The sequence below is a fragment of the Halobacillus amylolyticus genome, from assembly GCF_022921115.1.
GTDB lineage: Bacteria > Bacillota > Bacilli > Bacillales > Halobacillaceae > Halobacillus_A > Halobacillus_A amylolyticus.
Genome location: NZ_CP095075.1, coordinates 2,186,785 through 2,207,500 on the forward strand (window position 1 = coordinate 2,186,785; position 20,716 = coordinate 2,207,500).

A 20,716-nucleotide genomic window follows, 5' to 3' on the forward strand; every position below is an offset into this window, starting at 1 on the left:
GGAACATCTTACATTGTATTATAAGTTCCTTTAGGTAACATTGTCAACAATATCCATAAAATTCTTTTACACTTTTAGGAACTTTTCTTTAAGTTACTTTGAGAAACATTTATAATGGATGTATAACAGACTATAATCTAGTAAAAAGCATGGGGGTCTTAATATGAATTTTTCCGATAGGCTGAAAGAATGCCGACAAATAAAAAAAGAGGAAAATCCAAATTGGACTCAAGATTATATTGCGAGGAAAATTGGAGTAGCTCGAACAACTTACACAGCTTATGAAAGAGGAACTAAAATTCCTACTTTAGATACTGTGAACAAGATAGCTGATCTTTTTGATGTATCCACTGATTACCTTTTGGGCCGATCAGATATTTCAGATTATCAAGTGGATAAAAGCAATGAATTTGATTCTATAAAAGAAGTAAATAAATTGATGGACCAATATGGAATCGAAGATGCTGCTTTTTTCGACTTGGAAAAGTGGAAGTCGATGAGTCCAGAGCAGATAAGGGAATTGGAAAGTTACTTTCAATATTTAGTGAAGAAATCTAAAGAAATCGAGGATAAAGAAAACAAATAAAAGCAGGGAACCTCATTTATAGGAAGTCCCTACTTTTTTTGTTTAACACAGGATATTGGATTCTGTTTTCTATTATTAACCTTCCAGAGGTTCACGTGCCTTTCACTATATCTACTCCGGCATTATCTATCATTTGATAAATTGGAGATATGTTTATTCGTTGCTGACCTCCGAAACGCCCTGAATTAAATGTAATATAGAAATCTTTTTTTGCACGGGATAATGCTACAAAAAAAGTATAGTCTTCTTCAGTTTTATTCTCTGTATAATTTCTGAATGCATCGTCTTCCAGACCTAAGAAGATAACACATTCAAACTCTAATCCTTTGCTTTTATGAATAGACATTATAGGTATAGAATTTAGACCTAAAAAGTCATCAAGAGCTTCCTTCCATTTCCCACCTTGACGATTTAAGGAAAGATCTAAAAAACTAGATGTTTCGTTAATTACTCTCTCTAAATAGTCACCTTGAAAATATTCTGGAAAATTGTCTTTTAAATGGTCAATTCCAACGAAATTTATAATTTCCCAAATTAAATCTCTGGTCTGTATCTCACTAAGTATGCTCTCCTTCAATTTTTGTAGGAATTGATGTGCAGAAATTTCTAACTTGTATTCTTCGCTATCATATGCCCCATTAACATATTTTAAAAAACTCAATAAATCTGACCAAGAATCTGGATCTCTTTCATGAATAGCTAATCTCAGACAATTTAATATCAAAGGCATACAATTTTCAGCTAGCAAGTCTTGCCATTTATTTTCAATCCTAGAGTGTATGTTCTTACTATTTAATTCGCTTATAACAGTCTCACTGTACCTGTCTGGTAACATTCTCACTAATATGCAAATGTCTCTGGGTTGCAAATTTTCACTTTCTAATTTGTAATCAATAAGATTTGCAACGCTCTCAGCTTCATCTATTTCATTTTCATAAATAAAGACTTTGCAATCACTATTTTTAGTTTCAGCCTTATATGTGGGGTATTCCGTTTCTGGATTCACACCAAGAATATCTTCAACAATAGACGATTGGATATCAATTAATTTTTTAGTTGATCGATGATTCAATATTAATTCATAATTTTCCGAATGGAAATCTTTTCCGAAATATGAGAATGCCTCTGGCATTGCTCCAGCCCATCCCATTATTCTTTGTTTAATATCGCCTACCGCTGTAACTTTTACATTAGATCCCTTGAAGCAAGTTTTGAATAAATCGTATTGAAGTGAAGTAGTATCTTGGAATTCATCTAAAAAAACATGGCTATATGTTTCTTGTAAAGCAAATACTAGTTTTGGGTTTGATCTCATAAGATATTCAGCAAGTCGTGAAATCATAGGGAAAGTTAATTCTGATTTGGTTTGCTCTTTTATCAAGTAAGACCATATTCGATATTTGTAATAGCTTTCTAGCGAATTCACATCTTGCTTTAAAAGCGGAAGAGACTCTGATGCATGGTTCATAGCAAAGTCTCTATATGAGATACGTTCCCAAGGATAATTCTCTGGGTTCCCCATACAATCAAAAAGCTCCCTAACATCTCTTGGATTAATGAATTTGATAATATAATCTGCTGATGGCTTTAAATAATTAGGTAACCCATTTCCAAACCTATCAACAAGGTTCTTTGCAAATGATTCAAAAGTCTTTGATTCGAATCTAGATGCTAATTCTATACCACACCGTTGTTTTACTCTTTCTTGAAGATTGGTAGCAGAGTCCTTTTTAAAACTGATGGCCAGGATCTTTTTTGGGTTTCGACATGTGTTTGTTTCAAGTAGATAAGAAGCTCTTTGACCAAGTAATTCTGTTTTTCCAGCTCCTGGACCAGCTAATACTCTACTATTTTCTTCACACTTAACTATTTCATATGCCTGCTCTTCTAATACAATCCCTTGTTTAGGCTGCCATTCTTCTTTATTAATATAAACCATATTTTATTTCACCTTAACCGTTTCTCTATATCATTTAAAAAACGTGAAAATGATTCTGGTAAGTTATCATTTAACTTTTCCTCATTAACATTTTCGAGAGCTTCAATATGTGTGCTAGGTTTACCTCTACCAAGAAAGAAGTAGTCGTACCAAATCATTAGATCAAGTTGTTCTACAGTAAAAGTATCACCATCTCCACCATTTTGCTTAAGAGTATTTCTTATACTCTTATTCAATTTCTCTTTATACTTAGTAGACTGTTTGCCCCCATCAAGGCCACGGGGGCCACCATTTCGAGGAATGGTTATTTTATATTCATCTATAAACCCTTCTAACATAACAAAGTCGACATCTAGTGGAGCTGAAAAGTACACTCCATAGCCTTCCAAGAAATCTATCCATGACTCCAAGTTTTTTGTATCTAGTGGCCAATTCCTCATATCTTCGTAAGCCTTATTAGATAAAATTTCACCATTCTCAAGCTCAAGCAAATCATCTTTACTTATACCTGTTTCAATTAGTTGATCTAACAAATATTTAATTCTACCCCATCCTCCGCCGTCTCTTTCTCTATCTAAATCTATTAACGTGACATAAGGGATTTTTAATTCATATAATAATTTCCAAAAATGATTTACATGTTTACCCCCTAACGGCACTATCGAAATGCCAGAAAAGTCTGACCTTGCATTAATTAATTCAAGTAATCTTGGGATAATTATTTCTTCACTGTCACCTTCGCATAATATTACAAGGTTAGAGAAGTAAAGTTCAGGATAGGCTTTTACTGCACCTTTTACATATTTGTATTCACTCTCTTTACTTTTACTTGGTAATTCTATTTGTCGAACTACTGAAGCACCATTAGCTTCATCGAGCCTAAAATGCCTTATTACCTTTGGGTCAATTCTTTTAATCATTGAAGGTGAGTGAGTCGAGACAGTAACTTGAGCATTGCTTTGATTTGATAACTCTAAAAAACCACTCAATATCCTACCTAGTAAATGAGGAGATACATGGTTTTCAGGCTCTTCAAGTGCAACCAATGTAAGACAAGGGGGATCAATTTTAAATATCGGCTCTTCAGAATCTTTCTGCTTCTCATTTATAGCCAACTTTTCGATCTCTAAAAGAGAATTTACTAATGATAAATAAAATAGGGACTGTAACCCATCACCTAGTTGATCAACTTTAGTAGAATTCTTTGTTTCACTTGGATCGAAATTAACTTCTACTTTTTTTAAGATCGAATCAAGGTTCGAATGGTTAAAAGATACGCTTGTAGAGCTGTATCTTGAATCATTATGATACTTGCTCCATTGTTTGTTTATTATACTTCTTAATGATTTTACACCTTTGACGTCATCAAATAATTCATCAACTGTTTCCATTTCTTTTTCAATGTCATCATCTAGACCTTCTGGCCAGTTAATTCCGTTTAATATTCTCCCGAAAATCGTTCCAGATGAATTTTTTAATTGTGTAGATGGTTTTCTAGACGCCGGTATATAGAACATTTGTATTTGAGACCTCTCACTTTGAGAAACAGGCTTTCTTTTCTCATCATCATATTCAGTATTTAGAGGTGAGAGAATATATTGTAGTTGTTGCTCGATTATTGGTTCTATAGAATGTTTATCAGATAACGTAGCTTCTAAACGCACTCTTACATAAGGGTTATCCCCTACTTCGTTGATGCTCATCTGATTAAAGTGAGGTGGAATAGCATCAGAAGTCTCTTGGTTGGTCAGTTCTGGAAAAGATAAAATTGCTTCAATTGAAAGGTAGTCTTTTTGTTCTTCTTCATTTAATGGTTGGTGAAAGTCATGTTCCTCAACAAGTCTTTCCTTTCTATAAGGACTGAATAGTTTCAGTAAAGCATTATTAGTTGCAGTTTTTCCCGTACTATTAGCACCTATAAATAATGTTAAATTGTTAAGGTTAATCTCAATAGGGGACTCTTTCCTGCCTTGATTTTCCTTTATGGAACCAAAAGATCTAAAGTTTTTTATAAGTAGCTTTGATATGTAAATGGTTACACCCTCCATTTTCTTTTAAAATCTTTATATGTGAATCTTCTACACTCAACCCTTGAATCCCTCCATATTTAGACAATTTTTGCGGAGAATCGAGTAGGAGGGAGGGGACTATTCACTCGTCCTCTCATCCCCAATCGTATGTATCTTCCTATATAGCCCTCCACACTAAATCCAAAATTTGTTATTATACATTGAAAAACAGAACAAGTGTTCGTATAATACTCATAAGGATGGTGATTAGTTTGAGATTTCCTTGCTACACAACCACAATTCTAGAAGACCTTATAACTCAGTGGTATAAAAGTCACAATTTTAAAGAACCGACTGATTTAAGTGTTCATAACATTGGATTTGAGAACAAGATCTTTGTTAACTGTAGACCCACTCAAGCTAGTTATATGAAATTAGGGAAGTTTCAAGAAATTGTTTTAGATAGTCGCCTTCCCCAGGTAAACCAAAGAGAGCAATTCTTCCATGAGCTTTGCCACGCTTTGAGACATGCTGGACGGCAGTTAATAATGCCTAAAGATTTTTATGAGCTTCAAGAAAGAGATGCAAGGCACTTCACTCTTTACGCCTCGCTACCCTATCACATGATTAAAGAGTATACCTTGAGTGATCCTGAAATCATTAATGTATGGTCTCAAGATTTCAATATTCCTTTAGACGTATGCCAGGAACGACTGGAGAAAATTAAGAGACGTCCTATTGTACCAGGAAAAACCATTTTATAATTTATAGTTTAGATAGGAGGTAATTCTATGGCATATATAAGAAAAAGAGGTAACAAGTGGTCATATCAAGTAGAATGGTTAGATCCAGTCACCGGAACAAGAAGAACAAAGTCTAAAGGTGGCTTCACAAGAAAAACAGATGCAAGAGTAGAAGCAGAGGAATTAGAAAGGGAGTTAAGAGAAGGATCCTTTGTTGAAGAAAACAAAATTACTCTTAATGAATTCGCCGATGAATGGCTTAATTTCTATGCGAAGAATTCTAAGGTTAGCTCGCACCGTGGGCGTACTAAAGAATTGAAGCATTTTAGAACATATTTTTCGAAAATGAAATTAACTAATATTACAAGGAAACACTATCAAGCATTTCTTGATGACCTACACGAAAAAGGATACGCCCATAATACCTTGGATGGAATCCATACTACTGGCCGAATGTTATTTAAGAAGGCGTTAGAATTTAACCTTATTAAAACAAATCCAAGTGAGTTCGCAAAAATCCCAAAGAAAATTCAAACAGTCGAGGAAATTGAGCAGAATGATGAGGTAATAAAATTTTTAGAGAAGAATGAGCTGATAACTTTTTTAAAAACAGCTAAGGGAAAGGGATTAGATAGGGATTTTATTATGTTTCTCACCCTTGCTTATAGTGGCTTGCGTGTAGGAGAAATGCTGGCACTTAAATGGACAGATGTGAACTTCAATAATGACACTATCCGCATTACAAAAACCTATTACAATCCTAATAATAATACGAAGGATTATCAGCTGCTCACTCCTAAAACAAAAGGATCTATACGGACGTTAAAAATGGACAAGCAAGTGATGAATGAGTTTAAGAAGCATTTAACTTACCAGAAAGAAATTAAAATGGCTCTTGGAGATCTCTACAATGATTTTGGATTTGTATTTGCAAAAGAGATAAATAATCCGGGTTATCCTGATTTTATAAAAACGGTTGAAAACCGGATGAGACGTCTTTTAAAGCTTAGTGGGATCGAGAAGAATGTTACACCACATTCCTTTAGGCACACCCATACCTCTCTTCTAATTGAGGCTGGCGTAGGATCCAAAGAAATTCAGCAAAGATTAGGTCATGGAGATATCAATACTACGATGAACATCTATGCTCACATTACTAAGAATATGGAACAAAAGGCATCAGAAAAGTTCAGTGAACTTATGAAAGGAGCATTAGAGGAAGATATTTTATAAAAATCAAAAAAAGCACCTATAAGAGGTGCTTTTTAGTAATTTATACAAATCCCAAGGTCGTCCCGATAGTCATAATTGAAGCTACATTACCAATAGATTCTTTAATCCAGGTCCAATACTTTTTTGCTTTTTCCTTATCATGATCTTGAAGAGCTTTTTTGAAATTCTCATAATGATGTAAATTTTCTTCAGTTTCTCTTTCACTTGAAGTGCTCTTTAATATTTCATCTTTTAATTCCATTAGAACTTCTTGAGAAATACCTTCGTTCTTTTCTATTTTTTGATTAATTTCTTTTGAGTTAACTTCTGAGTCATCCCCTAAATTAACTCCACTAATATTGGAATCCTTGATATCTTTAAATGTTCTACTATTATCATTCATAATTAAATCCCCATTTACTTTAATAATGATATTACCATCAAACATTCGATTTAATTTTGCTTGAGTCTCTTCGAACATGTTAATACTATCTATCGAAACAGCATTTTGACCATTTTTTATAGGGCTTTTAATAGATTCCGGCCTTTTTTTTTATTTCGTATATGTTCCTTATAATTACTATTTAGTTTGAAAACTGGAAATACTCGATCGCCTCTTACTAACACTTCTTCTTCACAATCTTCACATTCTAGATGCTTTCCCATATAGCTCTCTACATCTTTTGTTCTATACATAATGTGATTACAATCATAGTCAGGACATCTTATTTCCCAGAGCAATTCCAAACGACCATCCTCTGTTAAAGTCAATAGGTAGTCAAAAACTACATTCAGGGGTATGTCAGTAGACTTACTAATTAAAGTTGGATAGAATCTTTCCACACGTGAAAAAGCGAGGTTATTTATTATCTCGTCGATTGTTTCTTTATCCATATAATTAATTACAGTCACACTAACACCACCTTAAAGGTTTAAACTTGAATAACCTTGTCACGAATCTCCTTAATAACTTCTTCTGTTGTTTTATTTGAACGGAAGTACACAGATTTTGAATCTACTCCAACTTGGATAGAGAATTCTTTATTCATATTGTCTATTTCTACATTGAACTTAATATATCCTCCTGAAGTTTGAAGATAAGGACTTAATAATCTATAAAATACTGTACTTCTTAAATCACTTTCATCTACTTTTAAGCCAACGTTGCCCATTCCAGCAAGTATAATCGCAATAAATGGCGAAGTCAATAATTCTTCCCCTAACACAACACTTGCTTCATCCAACTTCTCTTGTAACAAATCAATTTGCTCATTTTCATAGTATTGATCAATTGCACTTAATATATTTACAATTGCTTCGTTTTCTTGATCGCTAAAGGTTTCAATCCACGTTTCTGGAAATGCCTTAGATTCATATAATCTACCTTGATCTAAAGCATCAGCGATAGCGTCTACATTAGAACCAAAGGGAGCTAAGAAATTATATTTGTTCAAAGTGATTTGTTGTCTTACATAGCCTGCCACAACCTCAGCTATCTTTAACGCTTCGTCAGGTTTGGCCCTAACTTCAATCATTTCCGTTTCCTCGTTTACGTATACTGTAGCCGTATTTGTTGTAGGTAAAACCTCAATATCTTCACCCATGATCCTTCTTGTTCCATCTTTATATAAAAAACGAAGATAATATGTGCTTTCATCCAATTCAGCTCCGCTACGCAATACTGGAGTTGTAGTTAAGTCGCGTTCTGTATAAGGTATCTTATCTTGAAAAGGGTTGACATGCTCTTTTTGAATAATTTGTTCTTTTAAGTTACCTAAACCTTCACATTCAAACCATGACACTGAAGTTCTTCCTGCTAGTAACTTATTATAATAATGAGATAATTTTTCATCTCTCTGCTCGCTATTTAAACTTTTAATGGTTTCCCATATGGAGCGAGCAAGATCAAAAGCAACTCCTTGGTTAGATAAATTCAAAGAAGTACATATGTCTTTAAGGTCACTTTTGGGCAATTTTGAAATGTCTGGGAATGTAATTATATCTGCTACTTTAATAACAATCCTCTCCCTTTATATGTATGTTAATCCTTATCTTAATACTAAAGTAATTTTTTGTAAATAATTGAAAAAGGTTATCTGTATGGTTTTCCCCTTGTCAATCCCAATTTATTTTAGTACCTTAGCCGAAAATCTCTATATTATTACATAACATTAAAAAAGCCTCTCAAAAGTTCATAAAACTAATGAGAGGCCCTAGGATTTAGACATGTAATTTCTAAAAATCCAGTCAAAATCCAGTCAATATTCATTTATGGGGTTTCAAATCCTTGTGTAGCAAAGGGTTTGAGGACAGCTTACATCATGCCGCCCATTCCACCCATTCCGCCCATGTCAGGCATACCGCCGCCACCGCCGTTGTCTTCCTCAGGAAGATCAGCAACGACTGCTTCAGTAGTCAAGAACATAGCCGCAACAGATGCTGCGTTTTGCAAGGCAGAACGAGTTACTTTTGTTGGGTCAACAATTCCGCTATCGATCATGTCTACCCATTCACCAGTAGCTGCGTTAAAGCCTGTGCCTACCGCTTCACCTTTCAGACGTTCAACAATAATGGAGCCTTCAAGCCCTGCATTGTGAACGATTTGGCGAACTGGCTCTTCTAGTGCACGTAAAACGATGCTTGCACCTGTTCCTTCGTCATCAACTAGACCTAGTCCTTCAACAGATTTGATGATGTTTATAAGAGCTGTACCGCCACCTGCAACGATGCCTTCTTCTACTGCGGCGCGAGTAGAGTTCAATGCATCTTCAATGCGTAGTTTACGCTCTTTCAATTCTGTTTCTGTGGCTGCACCAACTTTGATGACAGCTACTCCGCCAGCAAGTTTAGCAAGACGTTCTTGTAGTTTCTCTTTATCGAATTCTGAGGTAGATTCTTCAGCCTGGGCACGAACTTGAGCAACGCGGGAAGCGATTTGCTCTGGGTTTCCGTTCCCTTCAACAATTGTTGTGTTTTCTTTTGTAATTACGGCTTTAGATGCACGTCCAAGCTGGTCGATCGTTGTGTTTTTCAGATCTAATCCAAGATCTTCAGTGATCACTTGACCGCCAGTTAGTGTGGCAATGTCTTCAAGCATAGCTTTACGACGATCGCCAAAGCCTGGTGCTTTAACAGCTACTGCGTTAAATGTGCCGCGAAGTTTGTTAACAACAAGTGTTGCAAGTGCTTCACCTTCTACGTCTTCAGAGATCAGTAGAAGCGGCTTGGATTGTTGAACAACCTGCTCGAGGACAGGAAGGACTTCCTGAATGTTATTAATCTTCTTGTCTGTAATTAGAATGTAGGGATCTTCAAGAACAGCTTCCATTTTATCTTGGTCTGTAACCATATATGGAGAAGCGTATCCGCGATCAAATTGCATCCCTTCTACTACTTCTAGCTCTGTATTAAATCCTTTAGATTCTTCGATTGTGATAACGCCGTCGTTTCCTACACGTTCCATTGCTTCAGCAATTAGCTGACCTACTTCATTATCTGAAGAAGAAATGGAAGCTACCTGTGCGATAGACTCACGGCCTTCGATCGGCTTAGTAATTTTACGGAGCTCTTCTGTTGCAACTTCCACCGCTTGTTCGATCCCGCGGCGAATACCAACAGGGTTCGCACCAGACGTTACGTTTTTCAATCCTTCACGGATCATAGCTTGTGCAAGGACAGTTGCAGTTGTTGTACCGTCACCTGCTACGTCATTTGTTTTAGAAGCAACTTCAGATACAAGCTGTGCACCCATATTTTCAAAGTGATCTTCTAATTCGATTTCTTTTGCAATGGTTACCCCATCATTTGTAATCAGTGGAGAACCAAATTTTTTATCAAGAACGACGTTACGTCCTTTTGGTCCTAATGTTACTTTAACGGCATCTGCCAATGTATCTACACCGCGAAGCATTGCGCGGCGCGCGTCTTCACTAAATTTAATCTCTTTAGCCATAATAAAATGCCCTCCTCATCAAATTTCGTATCGATATCCTCTATGGTTATAACCCATTGTAGATATTACTGAACGACTGCTAAAATATCACTTTCGCGAATGATTAAGTATTCATTGCCTTCATATTTTACTTCAGTACCTGCAAACTTAGAATAGATGACGTGATCACCTTGTGAAACTTCAAGTGCAATCTTTTCACCGTTTTCAGTTACTCGTCCTGTTCCAACTGCTACGATTTTACCTTCTTGAGGCTTTTCTTTCGCAGAGTCGGGAAGTACGATTCCGCTTGCAGTAGTTTGTTCTTCTTCTACTAATTCAATTACAATACGATCACCTAGTGGCTTTAACAATTAGGACACCCTCCTTAATAAGGTTCATTTCTCGATTTGTGTCGGTTATTAGCACTCTAAAGTGTCGAGTGCTAACACAATTCTTATCATAATCAATTCATTACCGTTTTTCAAGTAGAAAGATTAGATTTTTCACATATTTTTTCTGCAATTTTCGAAGGCCCTCAATCCTTATCCTTACTTGTGGTTTTTAAACTGTGATAAAATACATAAGGTATGTAATGTTACTTTTTTTAGAAAAAAGGAGTCGTGTCTAGATGCCTAAACGATATTGGTATATTATTCTTACGTATGTGGCTGCACAGCTGTCCACATTCGTTGGATTGCCACTTATGTTAGTTCTTGGTTTAAATCAGTCGGATGCCATTGCTGCATGGTCAGTTATCAGCTTTACGATCGCTACGATTATCATTCTGAGATTGCTAAGAAAAGATATGAAACAAGCCACAATGCGGGAAGATAGATCGGGTGCAGGAAAGATCATTCTTTGGTCTATTTTAGGTGTATTTCTCGCCTTATTTGCTCAAGGGATAGCCGCTCTGATTGAAACAGAGATATTCGGTGTACCAGCTGGCTCTGAGAATACGATGAACTTAATGGAAATTGCAAGACAATCCCCATTATTTATCTTATTACCTGTCGTATTTGCACCAATCACCGAGGAAATCATTTTCCGTAAAATCATTTTTGGTTCGATTTACAAGAAATCCAATTTCTTTGTTGCTGTCCTTCTGTCGGCACTCATATTCGGTGCGTTTCACTTCGACTTTGAACATATACTCGTCTATTTCGCAATGGGCGTTGTCTTCGCCTTTCTTTATGTGAAGACAAAAAGCATTATTACGCCGATCATTGCCCATATGGCAATGAATTCATTCGTCGTAATCACACAGTTTTTCGTTTCAGAAGAGGAAATTCGCCGCATGCAGGAACAATTGCAAACCATTTTCATTGGAGGCCTTCTGTAGTATGAGGATTTCTCCTTTATTTATGGCCTTTCTTTATTTCGCAATGGGGGCAGCATTTACTTTAATTGCTGTCCACTCTGCGGAAGAAACCGTATGGAATATAAGGACTTTGCTTCCTGTACTCATTGCCACTTTTAACTTCGCTGTAACCGTCCGCCTAATTATTGCTTATATTAAAATAAAAAAAGCTAACAACAAAAAATAACTTACCAGGAGCTCCATGAACCCTGTGCTTGAAGGTGACCGAATTCAGCTTAGATGATCAACCTTTTCAGAACTGTTTTATGAATACAACCAACCGGCGATACGGTTTGATGAAAACCTTGGCTTTACCTATGAAGGAGCTCAACGGAATTTATTTTATGAGACGGACGAGCCTATGATATGTATTTATACGGGATGCTTCGACAAAAAAAGTGAAGATAAAATAGACAAAAGTAACGCCGTGGGCTCTACATTATGCTCACAGCGTTACTTTTTGTCTTGCTTCATCGTTTAGACACGTTCAGACTGCTTATCCTCCTGAACTCCTTTTAGGATAAATGAAAACGGGATCGCTAGGATCAACACCCCTGCCGAGACTAGGAACGCTTCATTCAATGTTTGTAATGTAGCTGCTTGCATATCTATATCGGGGGCCGTTGCAATTTGTGCCCGCCTCACTTCATAATAAATCGAAAAAAACACAATGCCGAGCGAAGATGAAATTTGTCTAATAATGTTATTCATAGCTGACCCTTGAGCAACGAGCGATTCAGGAATTGCATTCATCCCTGAAGTCGTGGCAGGCATATTGCCCATTCCCATGCCTAAGCCGCGAATCGTATTAAGAGCCAGGATCAACCAGTATGGTGTAGATAACTGCAGCATGCCGAGACCAAGGGTTGCCGCTGCCATGATGGCAAGCCCAGGTGGCACGACATATTTGGGCCCTTTTTTATCAAGCAAGCGTCCTCCGATCGACATAAATATTCCACTTGCCACCGCCGCTGGAAGAAACAACAATCCTGTCATTACCGCGGATAACTCGTACACATTTTGGATAAGTAAAGGCAGTAAAAAAATCCCTGAAAACAATCCAATCGAAGCAGACGAAGTGACTAAAATCGACACTGTATACGTTGGTACTTTAAAGACAGACAGATTAAGCAAAGGATCATCCTGCCTGTTTTCATAGAACACAAATAGAATAAGCGCTGACAGTCCACCTGTTACAAGAACAATATTCAATGGGTCCACTAATGTGTCAACACTGCGTCCCCTGCCAAGTGCATATAAAATAGACCCTATTCCGAGTGTAATGATCAGAAAGCCGATATAATCAAACCGCTTCGTTGGATTCGTTTCCGTACGTTCAAGAAACTTAGAAGATAAAATAAGCCCAATTAAACCAAATGGAATATTAAAAGCAAACAACCAGGGCCAGTCTAAAAACTGGATGATCAATCCTCCGACTGTCGGTCCAATGGCTGGTGCGACCATCGCTGCGACCCCGTACACCCCTACAGCCAGTCCTCGTTCATTACGTGGAAAGGAATTGAAGATGAGTGCCATAGCGATAGGCATCATTAAACCGCCAGCCATTCCTTGAATCGCTCGAGAAAAAATAATCATTCCAAGCGTTTGTGAGAATACTCCACATAAAGAGCCTATGATAAAGATACATAACCCTACCATGTACACTTTCTTTTTACCGAAGCGGTCTCCAAAATAACCGGTTAGCGGCATGGTCATTCCCATGGAAACCATAAAAATTGTCAAGATCCAGCCTACAGACACGGCATTAGAATTGAAAATATCAATAAATCTTGGCAACGTAGGGTTAAGCATACTGTTATTTAAAATAACAGTAAAGGTTCCAAACAGGACAGAAACTACGACTAACCACTTGTGCGGCAACTTCCTCATCATACCCCTCCCTACTATTTCGACATCCGAACTATTTATCACTATACCCCTCCACCACTCCGCTTAACCAATAAAATGGAAGGCAAAGTGGGTAATGCTTCTCATCTTTAGCTAAGCAATCACTTAAAATAAATATCTTCATACAGTATCAATGAAGGAGGGGCGATTATGTATCACTTAGCTACACTTTATTTAGCTTGTATTCTGGCTGGTTTTGCCTTAGCTAATATTCCAACCTCAGCTGTTATCACCGCAGAGGTCGCTAGCTTTTTTTCTATAATAGGTGGAATAGCGATCATTGTTTTTGCTTTAGCACTACTTTATCTCGGAGTTAAGGCTCTAATAAATAAGTAATAAAGCAAAAAGAGACCGCAACCAAACGGTCTCTTTTAGTCTTCTTCATTTAAAGGATAATGCTTTAAAAAATAGACAAGTGCTTGTAACTCAATGGCTAGATCAATGTGGTGAACACGGACATTGGAAGGCACAGTGATGCGGGCAGGTGTGAAGTTTAGTACACCAGATATCCCTGCTTCTACCAGTCTATCTGCAATTCCTTGTGCAGCTGTAGCAGGAACGGTTAAAATCGCTACACCAATTCCGTCCATATGCTTCTCTAAATCATCGATGTGCTGAACTGGCACACCTCCTACCTCTTCCCCTATTCTATCGTGATTGGCATCAAACGCCACTTCTATTTTTGTATTATTATTTTTCGTGAAGTTATAGTTTAGAAAGGCTGTTCCAAGATTTCCAACACCGATCAATGCAACCTTAGTTGTTTCGTCCTGGTCCAGGGTCTTTCTAAAAAAGGAAAGTAAATATTCCACATTATAGCCATAGCCCTTTTTCCCAAGGGCTCCGAAATAGGAAAAATCGCGGCGGATCGTAGCTGAATCCACTTTCACAGCTTCACTTAATTCTTTTGACGATACCCGAAGCTTCCCTTGGCCATGTAAGTTATTTAAAAAACGATAGTATAGCGGTAATCGCTTGGCCGTTGCCTGTGGAATCTTCGTATGTTCTGAATCCATTTCTCCACCTCCTCAATCTTCTCTGCGATAGTCTCCACTCTTCCCACCTGTTTTCTCATCGAGATAGGTCGGACCGATGACCATCCCCTTGTCTACAGCTTTACACATATCATACACGGTTAGCGCCGTTGCAGAAGCAGCGGTTAACGCTTCCATTTCTACCCCCGTGCTCCCCTTTGTTTTCACCTGAACTTCGATCAGCAGTTGATACGTATCTTCTACCTGCCAATCAAAGTTCACGTCGATCCCTTTTAACGAGAGCGGGTGACACATAGGAATCCAATCAGACGTTTTTTTAGCTGCCATAATCCCGGCTACTTGTGCGACAGCTAACACATCCCCCTTAGCCATCGTTTGATTCGTGATCTTATGATAAATCGACTTATTCACTTCAACACTTGTTTTAGCAACAGCCGTACGTACGGTATCACCTTTTTCAGATATATCGACCATCTTCGCGCGCCCTTGGTCATTAAAATGAGTAAACTCAGACATGTATAGGCTCCTTTTGCTCAAATCAGTTAATCAAACAGTACTCCTATTCTATCAAAAAATCAACTGGAAGTCGTTACAAGCAGGGGACTCTCGCCTTGCTACTGTTAACCTATATAAGATACACTTATGGCATTGAGGTGAAACGACATGATTCTCATGCAATTGAATCAATTAACAAAGCGTTTTGGGGCTGAGTTAATTTTATCGAATATTAAACTAGAAGTACAAATGCACGATCGAATCGCCATCGTTGGGCGAAATGGAGCGGGCAAAAGTACCCTTCTTAAAATGATGGCTGGGGAAATGAGCCATGATTCTGGTGATATTTTTAAACCCAAGGATGTCACTATGGAATATTTAGCACAGAATACCGGACTAGATTCCGAACAATCAATCTGGATTGAGATGGAAGGTGTGTTTGCTTATCTAAAGCGCTTAGAGAGTGAATTGCGGAAGATGGAGACGAACATGGCTGATCCGGCGCTTATGGAAGACCAGGATACTTATCAGAAACTGCTATCAAGTTATGATGAAAAACAGGATTATTTCAAGCGATCTGGCGGCTATCAATATGAAGCGGAGATTAAAGCTGTGCTCAACGGCCTGAACTTCCACGACTTCGATTGGAGTACACCAATTACTTCATTAAGTGGTGGTCAAAAAACGCGCCTAGCCCTCGGTAAACTGCTTTTGACTAAGCCTGATATTCTCATTCTTGATGAGCCGACCAACCACCTGGATATAGAGACACTTTCCTGGTTAGAAGGCTATCTGCAAGGCTATGAAGGGGCCGTTGTCATCGTTTCTCACGACCGCTACTTCTTAGATGAAATCGTCAACACTGTTTATGAAATTGCTCACCAGGGTTCGAAGAAATTTCACGGCAACTACAGTGATTATTTAAAAAAGAAAGAAGCCGACTACGAACTTGAATTAAAACATTTTGAAAAACAACAATCTGAAATTAAACGAATGGAAGAATTTGTCCAGAAAAATATTGTCCGTGCGACAACTAGTAAACGTGCACAAAGCCGAAGGAAACAACTCGAGAAAATGGACAAGCTCGACAAACCCAAAACAGACCAGCAATCCGCTAAATTCAGTTTCCAGGTTGAGAAAAAGAGCGGGAATGATGTACTGAAACTGAGCAATCTTGAATTTCAATATGACCCTGGCTCCCCAGTATTATTTAATCATTTATCCGTGCATCTACAACGTAGTGATTCCGTTGCCTTAGTCGGTCCAAATGGTGTGGGGAAAACAACATTGCTAAAAACAATCATTGGTGAGTTACAGGCGACTGGTGGAACGATCATGCTAGGAACGAACGTTCAGGTCGGCTACTACGATCAAGAACAAACGAAGCTGCATTCGAAAAAGACAGTGTTGTATGAACTTTGGGATGAGTATCCACTGAAGAACGAGAAAGATATAAGGACGATCCTCGGTAATTTCCTTTTCTCAGGAGAGGATGTGCTGAAGCCCGTTTCTGCCCTCAGCGGCGGGGAAAAGGCGCGGCTATCCCTAGCTAAATTGATGATGCTGGAAGCCAATTTTCTTATCCTGGATGAACCGACGAACCATTTGGATCTTGACAGTAAGGAAGTACTTGAATCTGCACTCATTGACTATCCAGGAACAATCCTGTTCGTTTCCCATGACCGTTATTTTATTAACAAAATTGCTACTCAAGTCGTAGAAATGCATCCAGAAGAAACGCGCACATTCCTCGGGGACTATGATTACTATGTTCAAAAGAAACAAGAGGAAGTAGAGCTTCAGCAGCTTGAGGAAGCAGAGGCTGTTGGACAACGAGGTAATGTCGAAGAACCTCAGATGAAGAATAGCTTTGAACAAGATAAAGCGGATAAGCGGGAAGAACGAAAACGTCAGCGGCGAATCACGGAAATCGAACAAGAGATCGAGAATATAGAAAGCAAGGTTGAAGAAATCGAAGCATTACTCTGCGACCCTGAAATCTATCAAGACCATGAAAAATCACTTGAGCTGACCGAAAGCAACCAAACCTATCAACAACAAATCGAAACCCTCATGGAAGAATGGGAAGATCTCCATGAATAGCGCCATAACCCATTAACTTCCACCTCAGGTCATCCAATTTATGGATGACCTGAGGTGGTTTTCATTTCCATTATCAATTGCATAATGGCGCATCAGCCTTATTAAAGTATCCACATGTTATTCAGTTAGATTCTATTGATATGTCAGTTCTCAACAGGTTTATACACATAGTCCACAATAAATCACCAAGTTATCCACATTTTTGTTACCGATTTCATTTGAAGTGTACTCCCCTCTGTCCATACTTATCCACTGTATAAATATACATTTGTGTATAACTACCAAAAAAATAAACTTTCCTCTGAATAATTAAAGGAAAGTTCATCGTATCTATTTATTGCTTACGCTGACCATACCTTTCCAAGCTCAAAGCTGGATTTGCATTTAAATTATATCCTGCTCGATGACCTTGATTAAAAGCCACAGCACCTGCTGCAGCAATCATTGCAGCATTATCTGTACATAAGTGGAGAGGTGGGATCAGCAGCTCGATATCCTCCTCAGCAAACTTTTGGTGAAGAGCAGATCTTAAGCCCTGATTCGCAGCTACACCCCCAGCTACAATGATTTGTTTCACTCCGTATTCCTTCGCTGCACGATATGCTTTTGTGGATAACACGTCAACAACGCTCTCTTGAAAACTAGCCGCCACATCTTCAGGCTTTAATGTTTCATTTTTTTGCTTTGCATTGTGCAGCTTGTTGATAACTGCTGATTTCAACCCACTAAAACTGAAGTCATAGGATCCATCCTCAAGCCAGGCACGGGGGAAGTCTATATTCGCCTCTCCTTCCGCAGCCAATTTATCGATATGAGGACCGCCAGGATAAGGAAGCTTTAACGTTCGGGCTACTTTATCATACGCTTCCCCAGCAGCATCATCCCTCGTTTCACCAATCACTTCAAAGGTTCCATGCTCTTTCATTAAAATGAGTTCTGTATGTCCCCCTGAGACCACCAACGAAAGCAACGGGAACTCAAACTCTTTTTCCAACCGATTCGCATAAATGTGTCCGGCGATATGATGTACACCGACAAGCGGTTTCTGCTTGGCAAAGGCTAAAGCTTTGGCCGCATTCACCCCAACGAGTAATGCCCCAACTAAACCTGGCCCTTCCGTTACAGCAATTGTATCGATCCGGTCTAATTCAATATTTGATTCCGTGAATGCCTCTTCAAGCGTCAATGTAATCTGTTCAATATGGTGCCTTGAAGCAATCTCAGGTACAACGCCACCAAACCGTTTATGACTTTCAATTTGCGATGCAACGACATTCGCCACTAACTCGCACTCATTTTTCACAATCGCTACAGCCGTTTCATCACAACTCGTTTCAATCGCCAGTACGTATTGATCTTGACTCATTTTAATCCCACCCACATCACTAATGCATCCTCACCATTATCTGTATAATAATTTTTGCGTATACCTCCAGGAACCAGCCCAAACTTTCGGTACATGTGCTGGGCTGCCGTATTCGACACACGAACTTCCAAGCTCAACTGGATGGCACCCATCTCAATTGCTTCTTTAAATGACTGACGAAAAAGCTTCTCCCCATATCCCTGACCTCTATACTCAGGATGAATCGCGATATTTGTTACATGTGCTTCGTCAATAATTAACCACAGTCCACAATAACCAAAAATCGCGCCATTTTTTTCAATGACTAAATAGTGTGCATATGGATTCTCACCATTAACCTCATTTAGAAAAGTTTCCGCCGTCCAAGGAACAGCAAATGTTGCATGTTCCACCGCCATCACTTCCTCAATATCATCCGGCAGCATCTTTCGTATCTTTACCATTTTATTTCTTTCCCTGTTGCTCAAGCCACTTTGCCTCAGCTTCAGGTATCCTTAGATAATTAGGAACAAGGTCATGAATGTGTGCTGGCTCTTTTGTTGCACCAACTAAGGCAATTAAAGATGGCCGCGCATAGTGATAAGCTGCACTTGGGACAACTGCCATCTCTCCAAGCTTGTCTTTTACTAGCTCTTCAAAGACCAATATGTCTTGACTTAAAAATAAAACCGGCTCATCTATCCCCTTTAACTCGTCCAGCCAGTTTTCCATTAATATATTTGTCTCATCTCTTACTAACTTCATATTTGAATCATACAATCCCGTGTACACAAGCCCTCTCCTTGCATCAAAAAAAGGACATACGTAACCGCTAAACAACTCACCCTGTCTGGCCACAGCCTCAAGACTAGATACCCCGACGACAGGGATTTGGAGTGACCACGCCATCGTTTTAGCTGTCGTTATCCCAATTCGCACACCTGTGTAGGACCCCGGACCGTGAGCAACCGCGATCCGATCAAGATCTTCAGGTTTTGTAGCCGTTTCATTCATCAACTGCTCAATCGCAGGCATTAATCGTATCGAATGGTTTTTCTTTACATTCGTTACAAGCTCTCCCGTAACTGTACCGTCTTTTACTATCGCTACACCCATCACATAATTAGATGTATCTATCGCTAATACATTCATCTGACTATCTCCTCACAAATCTTTTGAAAATGTGGCGAATGGGCTTGCAGCTTCAACCTTCGTTCTGTTTCACTACAGTATTCGATGGTAATTTCCAGCCTCTCCTCTGGCAAATACTCACTAATGAACTGAGACCATTCAACAACGGTCACTCCATCGCCGTCAAAAAACTCTTCAAACCCTAAATCCTCATCACTATCCTCTAACCGATATACATCCAGATGATATAAAGGAATTCTTCCCATGTACTCCTTAATGATTGTAAATGTGGGGCTATTAACCGTACGCGTAACCCCAAGCCCTTTTGCAAGCCCCTTAGTAAAGGTAGTTTTTCCGGAACCGAGGTCTCCCTCTAAAGTCAGCACGTCCCCTGGTTTTAAGTACTCTGCCAGCTTTCCAGAAAAAAAGAGCGTCTCCTTTTCAGACTCTGTTTTCCATTCATAACTCTTCACCTTAATCACGACCTTCTTGCAAATGTGTGTAACCCGACTTTTTCAGCAGTGAAGTCTGTCCATTTTTAGACAAATAAACACGACCATCTTTCTCCTTAGACTCAGTTACATACCCTATTTTCGTTACAGTGATACCTGCACGTTCAGCAGCCTTTTGAACTGTGAACCACTCACTTTCGGAAACAGTCCCTAGTAACTCAAAGTCTTCTCCACCAGATAACATCCAGTCCTCATATTGCTCTGGAAAAAGGTCTGCTGCGGACCTATAATAAGGGATATCACTGAACACAATCTGTATATCCACACCTGATGCTTCAGCAATTTCATTTGACTCACTAGCAATTCCATCACTAACATCATTCAAAGCCACTCTGCCAATTGAATTCAAATACTTTGCAAAAATGACCCTTGGAGTTGGCAATCGATGTCTGTTTATAAGATATTCGTCATCTACGTTAGTAACAATACATTCGAAACCAGCTCTCGAAT

General features: G+C 38.6%; 22 protein-coding genes (1 of these 22 cut by a window edge). 7 read left to right on the forward strand and 15 right to left on the reverse strand.

Annotated elements, in window-relative coordinates; genetic code table 11:
- Window positions 1-163 precede the first annotated feature (163 nt).
- Window positions 164-586, forward strand: coding sequence for a helix-turn-helix domain-containing protein (locus tag MUO15_RS11205; RefSeq protein ID WP_245029340.1), 423 nt, complete (start codon window positions 164-166; stop codon window positions 584-586).
- Window positions 587-677: 91 nt separating this feature from the next.
- Here the strand turns inward: MUO15_RS11205 and MUO15_RS11210 are convergent, their stop codons facing one another.
- Window positions 678-2,525, reverse strand: a complete 1,848-nt coding sequence (locus tag MUO15_RS11210; protein WP_245029342.1) for a UvrD-helicase domain-containing protein — start codon at window positions 2,523-2,525, stop codon at window positions 678-680.
- Window positions 2,526-2,533: 8 nt separating this feature from the next.
- A complete protein-coding gene (locus MUO15_RS11215) occupies window positions 2,534-4,573 on the reverse strand; it encodes an ATP-dependent nuclease (RefSeq protein ID WP_245029344.1) in 2,040 nt (679 codons plus the stop codon).
- 233 nt (window positions 4,574-4,806) lie between these two features.
- Between MUO15_RS11215 and MUO15_RS11220 the strand changes: the two genes are divergently transcribed.
- Together MUO15_RS11220 and MUO15_RS11225 are read left to right on the forward strand one after the other, a co-directional pair.
- Window positions 4,807-5,298, forward strand: coding sequence for an ImmA/IrrE family metallo-endopeptidase (locus MUO15_RS11220; RefSeq protein WP_245029346.1), 492 nt, complete (start codon window positions 4,807-4,809; stop codon window positions 5,296-5,298).
- A 27-nt stretch (window positions 5,299-5,325) separates the two neighbouring features.
- Window positions 5,326-6,510 carry a site-specific integrase gene (locus MUO15_RS11225; RefSeq protein ID WP_245029348.1) on the forward strand — a complete coding sequence of 395 codons (1,185 nt, stop codon included), beginning with the start codon at window positions 5,326-5,328 and terminating at the stop codon, window positions 6,508-6,510.
- Window positions 6,511-6,550: 40 nt separating this feature from the next.
- Here MUO15_RS11225 and MUO15_RS11230 read toward each other — a convergent pair whose 3' ends face one another.
- From MUO15_RS11230 to groES, 5 genes are all read right to left on the reverse strand, one after another.
- On the reverse strand, window positions 6,551-6,970 hold the full coding sequence (locus MUO15_RS11230) for a hypothetical protein (RefSeq protein WP_245029350.1): 420 nt from the start codon (window positions 6,968-6,970) through the stop codon (window positions 6,551-6,553).
- A 38-nt stretch (window positions 6,971-7,008) separates the two neighbouring features.
- A complete protein-coding gene (locus tag MUO15_RS11235) occupies window positions 7,009-7,401 on the reverse strand; it encodes a hypothetical protein (RefSeq protein WP_245029352.1) in 393 nt (130 codons plus the stop codon).
- Between the two features lie 20 nt (window positions 7,402-7,421).
- A complete protein-coding gene (locus MUO15_RS11240; protein ID WP_245029354.1) occupies window positions 7,422-8,426 on the reverse strand; it encodes a hypothetical protein in 1,005 nt (334 codons plus the stop codon).
- A gap of 377 nt (window positions 8,427-8,803) precedes the next feature.
- On the reverse strand, window positions 8,804-10,441 hold the full coding sequence (gene groL, locus MUO15_RS11245; RefSeq protein WP_245029356.1) for a chaperonin GroEL: 1,638 nt from the start codon (window positions 10,439-10,441) through the stop codon (window positions 8,804-8,806).
- Window positions 10,442-10,506: 65 nt separating this feature from the next.
- Window positions 10,507-10,791, reverse strand: coding sequence for a co-chaperone GroES (gene groES / locus MUO15_RS11250; RefSeq protein WP_245029358.1), 285 nt, complete (start codon window positions 10,789-10,791; stop codon window positions 10,507-10,509).
- Window positions 10,792-11,048: 257 nt separating this feature from the next.
- Here groES and MUO15_RS11255 point away from each other — a divergent pair, with 257 nt between their 5' ends.
- Together MUO15_RS11255 and MUO15_RS11260 are read left to right on the forward strand one after the other, a co-directional pair.
- Window positions 11,049-11,759: a CPBP family intramembrane glutamic endopeptidase gene (locus MUO15_RS11255; protein WP_245029360.1), complete on the forward strand. Its 711-nt coding sequence runs from the start codon at window positions 11,049-11,051 to the stop codon at window positions 11,757-11,759.
- A 1-nt stretch (window position 11,760) separates the two neighbouring features.
- Window positions 11,761-11,964, forward strand: a complete 204-nt coding sequence (locus tag MUO15_RS11260; RefSeq protein ID WP_245029362.1) for a DUF4305 domain-containing protein — start codon at window positions 11,761-11,763, stop codon at window positions 11,962-11,964.
- A 290-nt stretch (window positions 11,965-12,254) separates the two neighbouring features.
- Here the strand turns inward: MUO15_RS11260 and MUO15_RS11265 are convergent, their stop codons facing one another.
- The gene (locus MUO15_RS11265) at window positions 12,255-13,667 is read right to left on the reverse strand and encodes an MDR family MFS transporter (protein ID WP_245029364.1); all 1,413 of its coding nucleotides are present in this window, start codon (window positions 13,665-13,667) and stop codon (window positions 12,255-12,257) included.
- 168 nt (window positions 13,668-13,835) lie between these two features.
- On the opposite strand from MUO15_RS11265, the gene MUO15_RS11270 reads away from it, so the two are divergent.
- On the forward strand, window positions 13,836-14,021 hold the full coding sequence (locus MUO15_RS11270) for a hypothetical protein (RefSeq protein ID WP_245029366.1): 186 nt from the start codon (window positions 13,836-13,838) through the stop codon (window positions 14,019-14,021).
- Between the two features lie 35 nt (window positions 14,022-14,056).
- Here MUO15_RS11270 and MUO15_RS11275 read toward each other — a convergent pair whose 3' ends face one another.
- The gene (locus MUO15_RS11275) at window positions 14,057-14,701 is read right to left on the reverse strand and encodes a redox-sensing transcriptional repressor Rex (RefSeq protein ID WP_245029368.1); all 645 of its coding nucleotides are present in this window, start codon (window positions 14,699-14,701) and stop codon (window positions 14,057-14,059) included.
- Between the two features lie 12 nt (window positions 14,702-14,713).
- Entirely contained in the window at window positions 14,714-15,196 is a 483-nt protein-coding gene (gene moaC, locus MUO15_RS11280) for a cyclic pyranopterin monophosphate synthase MoaC (RefSeq protein ID WP_245029370.1), read from the reverse strand.
- Between the two features lie 147 nt (window positions 15,197-15,343).
- Between moaC and MUO15_RS11285 the strand changes: the two genes are divergently transcribed.
- Complete coding sequence (locus MUO15_RS11285) at window positions 15,344-17,278, forward strand: ABC-F family ATP-binding cassette domain-containing protein (protein ID WP_245029372.1); 1,935 nt, start codon at window positions 15,344-15,346, stop codon at window positions 17,276-17,278.
- Between the two features lie 334 nt (window positions 17,279-17,612).
- Here MUO15_RS11285 and tsaD read toward each other — a convergent pair whose 3' ends face one another.
- The 5 genes in view from tsaD to thiL are tightly spaced (at most 1 nt apart) and all read right to left on the reverse strand, a layout consistent with a single transcriptional unit that may run on beyond the window.
- Entirely contained in the window at window positions 17,613-18,644 is a 1,032-nt protein-coding gene (gene tsaD, locus MUO15_RS11290) for a tRNA (adenosine(37)-N6)-threonylcarbamoyltransferase complex transferase subunit TsaD (protein ID WP_245029374.1), read from the reverse strand.
- Window positions 18,641-19,087 carry a ribosomal protein S18-alanine N-acetyltransferase gene (gene rimI / locus MUO15_RS11295; protein WP_245029376.1) on the reverse strand — a complete coding sequence of 149 codons (447 nt, stop codon included), beginning with the start codon at window positions 19,085-19,087 and terminating at the stop codon, window positions 18,641-18,643. The genes tsaD and rimI overlap by 4 nt, the downstream gene beginning before the upstream one ends.
- 1 nt (window position 19,088) lies before the next feature.
- Complete coding sequence (gene tsaB / locus MUO15_RS11300) at window positions 19,089-19,775, reverse strand: tRNA (adenosine(37)-N6)-threonylcarbamoyltransferase complex dimerization subunit type 1 TsaB (protein ID WP_245029378.1); 687 nt, start codon at window positions 19,773-19,775, stop codon at window positions 19,089-19,091.
- Window positions 19,772-20,227, reverse strand: a complete 456-nt coding sequence (tsaE, locus tag MUO15_RS11305) for a tRNA (adenosine(37)-N6)-threonylcarbamoyltransferase complex ATPase subunit type 1 TsaE (protein ID WP_245029380.1) — start codon at window positions 20,225-20,227, stop codon at window positions 19,772-19,774. Before tsaE ends, tsaB begins: the two co-directional genes overlap by 4 nt.
- 1 nt (window position 20,228) lies before the next feature.
- Window positions 20,229-20,716 carry the 3' portion of a thiamine-phosphate kinase gene (gene thiL, locus MUO15_RS11310; RefSeq protein ID WP_245029382.1) on the reverse strand. 484 nt of this gene lie beyond the right edge of the window, so only the last 488 of its 972 coding nucleotides appear in the window; its start codon lies off the right edge, out of view — the gene reads right to left on this strand; it ends in the stop codon at window positions 20,229-20,231.

Coding starts and splice junctions, on each gene's coding strand:
- MUO15_RS11205 (WP_245029340.1), top strand. CDS start 164: ATGAATTTTTCCGATAGGCTGAAAGAATGCCGACAAATAAAAAAAGAG.
- MUO15_RS11210 (WP_245029342.1), bottom strand. CDS start 2,525: ATGGTTTATATTAATAAAGAAGAATGGCAGCCTAAACAAGGGATTGTA.
- MUO15_RS11215 (WP_245029344.1), bottom strand. CDS start 4,573: ATGGAGGGTGTAACCATTTACATATCAAAGCTACTTATAAAAAACTTT.
- MUO15_RS11225 (WP_245029348.1), top strand. CDS start 5,326: ATGGCATATATAAGAAAAAGAGGTAACAAGTGGTCATATCAAGTAGAA.
- MUO15_RS11230 (WP_245029350.1), bottom strand. CDS start 6,970: ATGTTCGAAGAGACTCAAGCAAAATTAAATCGAATGTTTGATGGTAAT.
- groL (WP_245029356.1), bottom strand. CDS start 10,441: ATGGCTAAAGAGATTAAATTTAGTGAAGACGCGCGCCGCGCAATGCTT.
- MUO15_RS11255 (WP_245029360.1), top strand. CDS start 11,049: ATGCCTAAACGATATTGGTATATTATTCTTACGTATGTGGCTGCACAG.
- MUO15_RS11260 (WP_245029362.1), top strand. CDS start 11,761: ATGAGGATTTCTCCTTTATTTATGGCCTTTCTTTATTTCGCAATGGGG.
- MUO15_RS11265 (WP_245029364.1), bottom strand. CDS start 13,667: ATGAGGAAGTTGCCGCACAAGTGGTTAGTCGTAGTTTCTGTCCTGTTT.
- MUO15_RS11270 (WP_245029366.1), top strand. CDS start 13,836: ATGTATCACTTAGCTACACTTTATTTAGCTTGTATTCTGGCTGGTTTT.
- MUO15_RS11275 (WP_245029368.1), bottom strand. CDS start 14,701: ATGGATTCAGAACATACGAAGATTCCACAGGCAACGGCCAAGCGATTA.
- moaC (WP_245029370.1), bottom strand. CDS start 15,196: ATGTCTGAGTTTACTCATTTTAATGACCAAGGGCGCGCGAAGATGGTC.
- MUO15_RS11285 (WP_245029372.1), top strand. CDS start 15,344: ATGATTCTCATGCAATTGAATCAATTAACAAAGCGTTTTGGGGCTGAG.
- tsaD (WP_245029374.1), bottom strand. CDS start 18,644: ATGAGTCAAGATCAATACGTACTGGCGATTGAAACGAGTTGTGATGAA.
- rimI (WP_245029376.1), bottom strand. CDS start 19,087: ATGGTAAAGATACGAAAGATGCTGCCGGATGATATTGAGGAAGTGATG.
- tsaB (WP_245029378.1), bottom strand. CDS start 19,775: ATGAATGTATTAGCGATAGATACATCTAATTATGTGATGGGTGTAGCG.